Raw genomic sequence first — 7,946 nt, forward strand, 5'->3', positions numbered from 1 at the left:
AATAATGGTCCCATGAATGATTCAGGGACACAGGGGTCGCAAGTGACGTCGTCAAGCAAGCCCATGATGAGTCTGCTGGGGCCTGCGTTTGTGGCGGCGATTGCCTACGTGGACCCCGGAAATGTGGCTGCGAACCTGTCTGCGGGGGCTAGCTACGGGTATCTGCTGCTGTGGGTGCTGGTGGTGTCCAACCTCATGGCGATGGTTGTGCAGTACCTGTCGGCGAAGTACGGCCTGGTGACGGGGCGGTCGCTGACCGCAGGCGTTGCCGACCGCTTTGGTTCGAACCGGCCGGGGCGACTGGCGTACTGGGTGCAGGCCGAGATTGTGGCGGCAGCGACGGATGTGGCGGAAATTATTGGTGGTGCCACGGCGCTGTATCTGCTTTTCGGAACGCCGATGCTGCTTGGCGGCGTCATTGTCGGCGTGGTCTCGCTGGGGCTGTTGCTGCTGCAGGGTGGGCGTTCGCAACGCACTTTTGAAGGCGTGATTGTGGCGTTCCTGCTGGTCATTACGGTGGGGTTCCTGGCCGGGCTGTTTGTCACGGGCTTGAGTCTCGGGGAGATGGCCAGCGGAATTCTGCCACGCTTCCAGGGTGCGCACACCGTGGTACTGGCGGCGTCCATGTTGGGTGCGACCGTGATGCCGCATGCGGTCTACCTGCACTCCGGGCTGGTGCGCGACCGCGAGTACAAGGTGGAAGATGATGCCTCGCTGCGCCAACACCTGCGTGCCACGCGTATCGATGTATTCGGTGCGCTCGTGCTGGCTGGGTCGGTGAATATTGGCATGCTGTGTCTCGCAGCCGAAGCACTTCCGGGAGTGGAGGGGACCGACTCCATCGAAGGCGCGCACGCCGCCGTGACCAGCGCGCTCGGCCCTGTAGTGGGCGTGCTTTTTGCGGTTGGGTTGTTGGCCTCCGGGCTGGCGTCGTCCTCCGTCGGCTGCTACGCCGGCGACCTGATTATGCGCGACCTACTGAAGGTGCACGTGCCGATGCTGGTGCGCCGCATAGTCACCATCATTCCGGCGCTGCTCATTATCGCCAGCGGCGTGGAGCCGACGTGGGCGCTGGTGCTCAGCCAGGTGGTGCTGTCGATTGGTATCCCGTTTGCGCTGGTTCCGCTGGTGCGCATGACCTCCTCGCATGCCGAGATGGGTATCTGGGCCAACACCCCGCTACTGCGCCGGGTCGCGTGGGTTATCTGCGGACTCATCATCGCGCTCAACGTGGCGCTGGTGGTTCTGGTGCTGATGGGGAAGGGGTAGTCAGCGGGCGAGGTGGAAGGCGGTAGCTTTCGGGAGTGGAAGGTGGGGGCTTCGTCGTAAAGCGTGCGGGAGATGGTAGACAAAGCTGTCTAGTTGGTGTTAGGGTGGGCGACACGATCACAAGATATCGACGAGAAATGGCCTTTGACAGCGTCGATAGGCAACCGCCCGATTCGCGGACCCGGTGCCCCAAAGGAAGATCAGCCCCACAGACCGCCTGCGGGGAAGAGCGAATAGGAGCGCAAAATGCACACCACAATAAGCGACGTCCACATCATCTGCCTCAGCCGTCACACTGCTGACCTCCTCGTCGACGGCCGACCCGTCGCCATCCGGCTGCAAGAAGCCGACATCGCCCCCCACTCCCGGAATCTCGTCCAACTCCCCGTCGACCCCGCCTTCTACGCCACCCTCCGCGGCCAACAACGCGCCGACTACCTCAGCGCCCACGTCCGCGACGGCGTGCGCTACGGTCGCATCCTCTGGCACGAGCTTGACGACGGCCGCCACTTCCTCACCATCCCCATCATCGGCGGCTACCACGTGCACCAGGTCTTTGAAGTCCGCCGCAGCCGCGAGGGAGTGTGGAGCCGGCACTGAGCTGGTTGCGTGAGCGTGCCTGGCGTGATGAGCGCGGCGCGGATGCGAGCGGGAACCTCTCCGCCTAGCCTTGGGCTATGCAGGTACGAGACTCCGCAACACCCCCGTTCTGGCCCACCGAAGGCGAAGGCGACTTCTACACCGACGCCGCCGCAGCCGTCGACCGGCTCACCGAAATCCACCGGGCAGGGATGGCCTACCTAGTCGAGCAGTACACCGCCGCCACCGAAGGAAATTCCGGGAGTGGGCCGGTGCGCGCCTACTACCCCGAACTACGCTTCACCGTTCCAGCCGGCAGCGCCGTGGAGGATGTCGACCCCTCCCTGTCACACGGCTTCGTCGACCGTCCGGGAGTGTATGCCACCACCATCACCCGCCCGGTGATGTTCCGCACCTACCTCATCGAGCAAATTACCGACCTGCTCGCCAACCACGGCGGCGAAGTCGAGGTGCGCGTCTCCGACCAGCCCATCCCACTCCGGATGTGCCGCGGCTTCGATGCGGCCGCCGAGGAAGCGGCGGGGAGGGAAGGGGCGTCGGCAAGCATGCTGGCGGCAGTGGAGAAGACGTTTACCCCCATCGACTCCGCCAGCATCGACGACACCATCGCCGACGGCGAAGCCGACTACCTGGGCCTGCTCATCAAACCCTTGAGCCTCTTTACCGCCCAGCGCATCGACCTCGCCCTCCAGCGCCTCGAGCACTACACCGGGTCGCACGCCGCAAACATCCAGCGCTTCGTGCTATTTACCAACTACCAGCTGCACACGGACGTGTTCCTCGAATACGCCGCCACCCTCACTCCCGGAAATCCGCACGGGTACACGGCGCTGGCGTGCCCGGGTGGGCAGCGCTACGACATCGGCGCCATCCCCACTCCCGGAATTTGCCGTCAGCACGCGTACGCCTCGCAGATGCCGGCGTACCACTTGCTTCGCGACGACCAATGCGGCATCACCATCATTGACATCGGCGTCGGCCCCTCGAATGCCAAAACCATCACCGACTGCCTCGCCGTCACGCGCCCGCACTGCTGGATGATGGTCGGACACTGCGCCGGTCTCGACGGCCGCATGCGCATCGGCGACATGATTCTCGCCAACGGTTACGACCGCGCCGACGGAGTCCTCGACAACTACGTGCCCCTGGAAAAACCCATCCCGCCAATTGCGGAAATTCAGCTCGCCGTCACCAACGCGCTCGCCCGCGTCTCCGGACTCACCGGCGATGAGCTGAAAAAGCGCCTGCGCACCGGCACCGTGCTGTCGACCTCCGACCGCAACTGGGAGTGGCGCTCCCAGACCGACCTCTACCGAGAGCTGCAGAAATCCACCGCCATCGGCGTCGAAATGGAATCCGCCACCATCGCCGCCAACGGCTACCGCTTCCGCGTGCCCTACGGCGCGCTACTCAGCGTCTCCGACATGCCGCTGCACGACAAACCCAAACTCCCGAAATCCGCCCGCGAGTTCTACCAGTCCTCCAAGGAAGAGCACCTCATGGCCGCTGTGCGCGCGTGCGAGGACATGGCCGCGGCTCCCGACACCCTCCACTCCCGGAAGTTGCGACGGCCGGTGGGAGAGGTCGCGTTCCGGTAGGGCACTTTCGGGAGTGCGTCGTCAAGCCCGTTTGTGCAGATTGTGCATGCTTTACGACGGCTGTGGACAACGCCAAAAAGCGATTGAAGCCGCCCACTCCCGGAAACTAGCCTTAGCCCCATGACGACATTGGGACTGCTCAGCGCGCTGGCGACACGGGGGATTGACGTGCTCGCCGACCTGCGCGCCGCACTCCCGGAAAAATCCACCGGGCACCGGGAGTTGGCAGCCAGCATCGGCTTCGACCCCTTCCGCCTCAAGCGCCTGCTGCGCTGTGCCGAGCGGCTGTTCGGCACGGTCGAGGGCGATATGGATGTCGAATCCCGCGACAAAGCCGTCGCGATCGCCCGGGAGCTGAAGCTGTCGCTGGACACGGTGATGCAGATCGACAAGCGCTCCGGGCAGCTCAACAACGTCGAAATCCGGGAGTACTACCGCCTGGACTTCACCCGCGCTGCCGCGGCCTACGACTTCGAGGGCCTCGACACCTATATGCGCACCAAGGTCAAGGAGCTCAACCGCACCGACGAGCCGCCGCAGCACCTGCGCGCCCACGTCTCCCGGAATCCGGACATCCGCGGGATGAAGCATCTGCAGGTCACTGGTCCGGCGAACATGATTGACGACCTGGTCGCGCCGCTGACCGTGCGCGCAGCTGAAATCGCCAAAGCGCACGAGGATTACACCCGGGATCGGTGCGTCGGTCAAGCGCTGGCGGAACGCTTGGCGCACGGGTCGGAGGGGCCGCTTGACGACGTCGACAAGCTCCGTTACCAGCCCGCGCTCATCGTAACCGCGCAAGACATCGTGGAGTACAGCCCGCGGTTTGCGTCGACCTCCAACGGCTCCGTCCTCACTCCCGGACAATTCGTCGAGGCATTGCTCGCGGACACCGGCTGGGTGCTGGTCTACGACGAGCACAACACTCCGACCGACCTACTCCCGATACACAACCCGCGCCTGGCGACGGAGGAACAGCGCATCGCGATGATCCTCGACAACCCCATCTGCGCGTGGCCCGGGTGCCCGCGCCCCGCCCATGCCGGGCAGGCCCATCACCTGGTCGCCAGGAAAAACGGCGGCGCCACGACTATGGAAAACATGGTCATGACCTGCAAAGAACACAACGCCGCCAACGATGACGACAGGCAAGGCCTCAACGGGCACCTCGAGCGTGACGACGGCTCCGGCGCGGTCTACCGCCACCCGCCGTCTCCGCACGCGCCGCCCGAATTCAACCTTGCCTTCCCGACAGCTCTCGCGGGGCGGGCCTACTCGGGCTACCGTCAGCGCGAATAGCTTTACAGATATACCCGTAGGGGGTATACTTTGGGGTATGGCTAATCAAACTTTTACTGTTACTGGCATGACATGCGGACACTGCGAGGCATCGGTGCGGGAGGAAGTCTCTGAACTCCCGGGAATCACTGATGTCCAGGTTGACCGCTCCCGGAATTTCCTTTCCGTGACCTCGAATGCAGACATTGACACCGCTGCCGTAATCGCAGCAGTGGATGAAGCTGGCTACAAGGCGGTCGCAAACTAAACCCCCAAAGAGGAAAGCGGATGTCTGAGCAGCAACTTCTCACCCTTGATATCCCCGTCGGCGGGATGACGTGTGCGTCGTGCGCAAACCGTATCCAACGCAAGCTGAACAAACTTGATGGCGTTAACGCGAGCGTGAACTATGCGACCGAGAAGGCGCATGTGGAGGCGCCGGCGGACATCAACCCGCAGCAACTGATCGACACAATCGTGGCAGCGGGGTACACCGCTGAGCTTCCGCAGGAGGAGCCCGAACAAGAACCGGGTGCTGCTCCCGAAGGGAAAGACCGGGAGCTGGAAGACCTGCGCAACCGAGTCATCGGCGCTGTCATCCTCACCGCTCCCGTCATCGCAATGTCGATGATCCCTGCCCTCCAGTTCACTAATTGGCAGTGGCTGTGTCTCACGCTCTCGGCGCCGGTCTTTGTGTGGGCCGGCTGGCCGTTCCACCGCGCGACACTGAAGAATCTGCGTCATGGCGAGGTCACCATGGACACGCTGATCACTATGGGGACGACCGCTTCGTTCCTCTGGAGTGTGTGGGCGTTGTTCTTCGGGCGTGCCGGGCTGCCGGGGCTCAAGCACGAGTTCCACTTCACGGTCACTCCTGGTGATGCCGATATGAACATCTACCTCGAGGCGATGGCCGGCATCATCATGTTTGTGCTGATTGGTCGTTACTTCGAGAAGCGCTCCAAGCGCAACGCCGGTCAGGCACTCCGGGAGTTGATGAAGCTTGGCGCCAAGGATGTCTCCGTTCTCGAAAGTTCGGGAGTGGAGAAGCGGCTGCCCGTGGAACAGCTCCGTCCGGGAGTGGTGTTCGTCGTTAGGCCTGGTGAGAAGATCGCGACGGACGGCGTTGTCGTGGAGGGCGCGTCGGCGGTGGATGCGTCGATGCTGACCGGCGAACCGATGCCTGTCGAGGTCGGCCCTGGCGATGAGGTGACGGGGGCGACGATCAATACGTCTGGGCGGCTGCTCGTGCGGGCGACGCGCGTGGGCTCGGAGACGCAGTTGGCGCAGATGGCGGCGATGGTCGAGGCGGCTCAGACGGGTAAGGCGCCGGTGCAGCGGCTGGCGGATCGGGTTTCGGGAGTGTTCGTGCCCGCCGTCATCGCGATCGCCGCGGTCACGCTGGGCGCGTGGTTGTTTACGGGGCACGGCGCGAGTGAGGCGGTCACGGCCGCGGTCGCCGTGCTTATCATCGCGTGCCCGTGTGCGCTTGGCTTAGCGACGCCCACAGCGCTCCTGGTCGGCACGAGTGAAGGTGCCAAGGCTGGTGTGCTGCTGCGTGGCCCGGAGGTGCTGGAGTCGGCGCGGAAGGTCGACACGGTTGTGCTGGATAAGACCGGCACGGTGACTACGGGTGTGATGGAGTTGACGGAGGTCCCTCCCACTCCCGAAAATCTGCTGCCGCTTGCCGCTTCGGTGGAGGCGGCGTCGCACCACCCGATTGCGCAGGCTATTGTGCGTGCGGCGGATCCGGATTCTCTACTCCCGGTTTCGGATTTCCGGGATATTCCGGGAGTGGGGGTTGAAGGCACCGTGGATGGCCACCGCATCGAGGTCGGTCGCTCCGGGGAAAATTCCGGGAGTGGGGGGACGGTGGTTGCGGTGCGCCGCGACGGCGAGCTCCTGGGCACGTTGGAGGTGTCGGATTCGGTGAAGCCGACGTCGGCGGCTGCGGTCGCGAAATTCCGGGAGTGGGGGGTGCGGCCGATTCTGCTGACCGGCGACGCCGCCGGCCCTGCGTTTCGCGTTGCGGATGAGGTCGGTATTGCTCGCGAGGACGTGATTTCGGGAGTGATGCCGGAGGATAAGGTCGCGACGATTGAGAAGTTGCAGGCTGGCGGCGCGTGTGTGGCGATGGTCGGCGATGGCATCAATGATGCTGCGGCTCTTGCGCAGGCGGATTTGGGCATGGCGATGGGCACGGGCACCGATGTGGCGATGGAGGCTGCGGATATCACGCTGGTGCGTGGTGATTTGTTGGCGGCTGCGGATGCGCTGCGGTTGTCACGCCGGACGCTTCGCACGATTCGTTCGAATCTTTTTTGGGCGTTTTTCTACAACGTTTTGGCAATTCCCGTCGCCGCGCTGGGGTTGCTGAATCCGATGTTGGCTGGCGCTGCGATGGCGTTTTCGTCGGTTTTTGTGGTCGGCAACAGTCTGCGTCTGCGCGGTTTTTCTCCGAGTCAACCAGCTATTCAAAAAGGAGTAACTCATGAGTGAGTCTTGTTGTTCGTCGCAATCGCATTCGCTTGACGACGATTCTTGCTGCCATGACACCACTGATCCCGGTTACCTCGCGGAGAAGCGGCGTTATGAATCCCGTATCCGTCGCATTGAGGGGCAGGTTCGTGGCATTGGTCGGATGATTGAGAACGAAGAGTACTGTATCGATGTTTTGACCCAGATTTCGGCGGTGAATTCAGCGTTGAAGTCGTTGGCGTTAACTCTTCTGGATGCTCACCTTCATCACTGTGTGGTGCATGCGGCTGAGGGTGGCCCGGAGGAGTTGGACGCCAAGCTGGAGGAGGCCTCGGCGGCGATTGCTCGGCTGGCTAAGTAACTCCCGGAAAAATTCCGGGAGTGGGGGGCGAAACAGCATTCGGCAACTGGCGTCGGCAGTCGGCAACCGGAGTTGGTTGCTGTTGGTGGCACCGATTGCGAAGAAGTACCGCTTAAATGCCTCGTTTTCCCTGGTAGGGGGCGCGTTTTGGGAAAATGGGGTTTGTTGGGTAGTCTTTAACGACGTTGGAGGATTCGACTAGCGGCCTATGTCACACGCCTGGAACGCGTGCGGGAGTCACATCCCTCGTGGGTTCAAATCCCACATCCTCCGCAGAGTGAAGACCCCCGGTTTACGCCGGGGGTTTTCTTGTATTTATGCAGGTGAGTGGAGGGTTAAGTAAAGAAAAGTGTGTCTTTTCC

7 protein-coding genes, 1 tRNA gene and 1 riboswitch are annotated in these 7,946 nt (G+C 63.0%); all 8 genes read left to right on the plus strand.

The window, feature by feature from the left end:
* Positions 1–12 precede the first annotated feature (12 nt).
* Positions 13–1,269, plus strand: a complete 1,257-nt coding sequence (locus HMPREF2787_RS00530; protein WP_049181409.1) for an Nramp family divalent metal transporter — start codon at positions 13–15, stop codon at positions 1,267–1,269.
* A 115-nt stretch (positions 1,270–1,384) separates the two neighbouring features.
* Positions 1,385–1,505, plus strand: a riboswitch (SAM riboswitch).
* 10 nt (positions 1,506–1,515) lie between these two features.
* Complete coding sequence (locus tag HMPREF2787_RS00535) at positions 1,516–1,869, plus strand: hypothetical protein (protein WP_070559674.1); 354 nt, start codon at positions 1,516–1,518, stop codon at positions 1,867–1,869.
* Between the two features lie 77 nt (positions 1,870–1,946).
* Entirely contained in the window at positions 1,947–3,467 is a 1,521-nt protein-coding gene (locus HMPREF2787_RS00540; protein WP_070858110.1) for an AMP nucleosidase, read from the plus strand.
* 120 nt (positions 3,468–3,587) lie between these two features.
* Entirely contained in the window at positions 3,588–4,766 is a 1,179-nt protein-coding gene (locus tag HMPREF2787_RS00545; RefSeq protein ID WP_070603630.1) for an HNH endonuclease signature motif containing protein, read from the plus strand.
* 37 nt (positions 4,767–4,803) lie between these two features.
* Positions 4,804–5,013, plus strand: a complete 210-nt coding sequence (locus HMPREF2787_RS00550) for a heavy-metal-associated domain-containing protein (RefSeq protein WP_070603629.1) — start codon at positions 4,804–4,806, stop codon at positions 5,011–5,013.
* A 20-nt stretch (positions 5,014–5,033) separates the two neighbouring features.
* Positions 5,034–7,244, plus strand: a complete 2,211-nt coding sequence (locus HMPREF2787_RS00555) for a heavy metal translocating P-type ATPase (RefSeq protein WP_070858111.1) — start codon at positions 5,034–5,036, stop codon at positions 7,242–7,244.
* On the plus strand, positions 7,237–7,584 hold the full coding sequence (locus HMPREF2787_RS00560; protein WP_016421867.1) for a metal-sensitive transcriptional regulator: 348 nt from the start codon (positions 7,237–7,239) through the stop codon (positions 7,582–7,584). The genes HMPREF2787_RS00555 and HMPREF2787_RS00560 overlap by 8 nt, the downstream gene beginning before the upstream one ends.
* A 187-nt stretch (positions 7,585–7,771) precedes the next feature.
* A tRNA-Ser gene (locus HMPREF2787_RS00565) sits at positions 7,772–7,857 on the plus strand.
* Positions 7,858–7,946 lie beyond the last annotated feature (89 nt).

It is taken from the genome of Corynebacterium sp. HMSC061H03 (assembly GCF_001838215.1).
In the GTDB taxonomy this organism is placed as follows: domain Bacteria; phylum Actinomycetota; class Actinomycetes; order Mycobacteriales; family Mycobacteriaceae; genus Corynebacterium; species Corynebacterium jeikeium_D.

Bases quoted from the DNA above. Each gene is read 5' to 3' on its own strand.
- HMPREF2787_RS00530 (WP_049181409.1), top strand. From the start codon at position 13: ATGAATGATTCAGGGACACAGGGGTCGCAAGTGACGTCGTCAAGCAAG.
- HMPREF2787_RS00535 (WP_070559674.1), top strand. From the start codon at position 1,516: ATGCACACCACAATAAGCGACGTCCACATCATCTGCCTCAGCCGTCAC.
- HMPREF2787_RS00540 (WP_070858110.1), top strand. From the start codon at position 1,947: ATGCAGGTACGAGACTCCGCAACACCCCCGTTCTGGCCCACCGAAGGC.
- HMPREF2787_RS00545 (WP_070603630.1), top strand. From the start codon at position 3,588: ATGACGACATTGGGACTGCTCAGCGCGCTGGCGACACGGGGGATTGAC.
- HMPREF2787_RS00550 (WP_070603629.1), top strand. From the start codon at position 4,804: ATGGCTAATCAAACTTTTACTGTTACTGGCATGACATGCGGACACTGC.
- HMPREF2787_RS00555 (WP_070858111.1), top strand. From the start codon at position 5,034: ATGTCTGAGCAGCAACTTCTCACCCTTGATATCCCCGTCGGCGGGATG.
- HMPREF2787_RS00560 (WP_016421867.1), top strand. From the start codon at position 7,237: ATGAGTGAGTCTTGTTGTTCGTCGCAATCGCATTCGCTTGACGACGAT.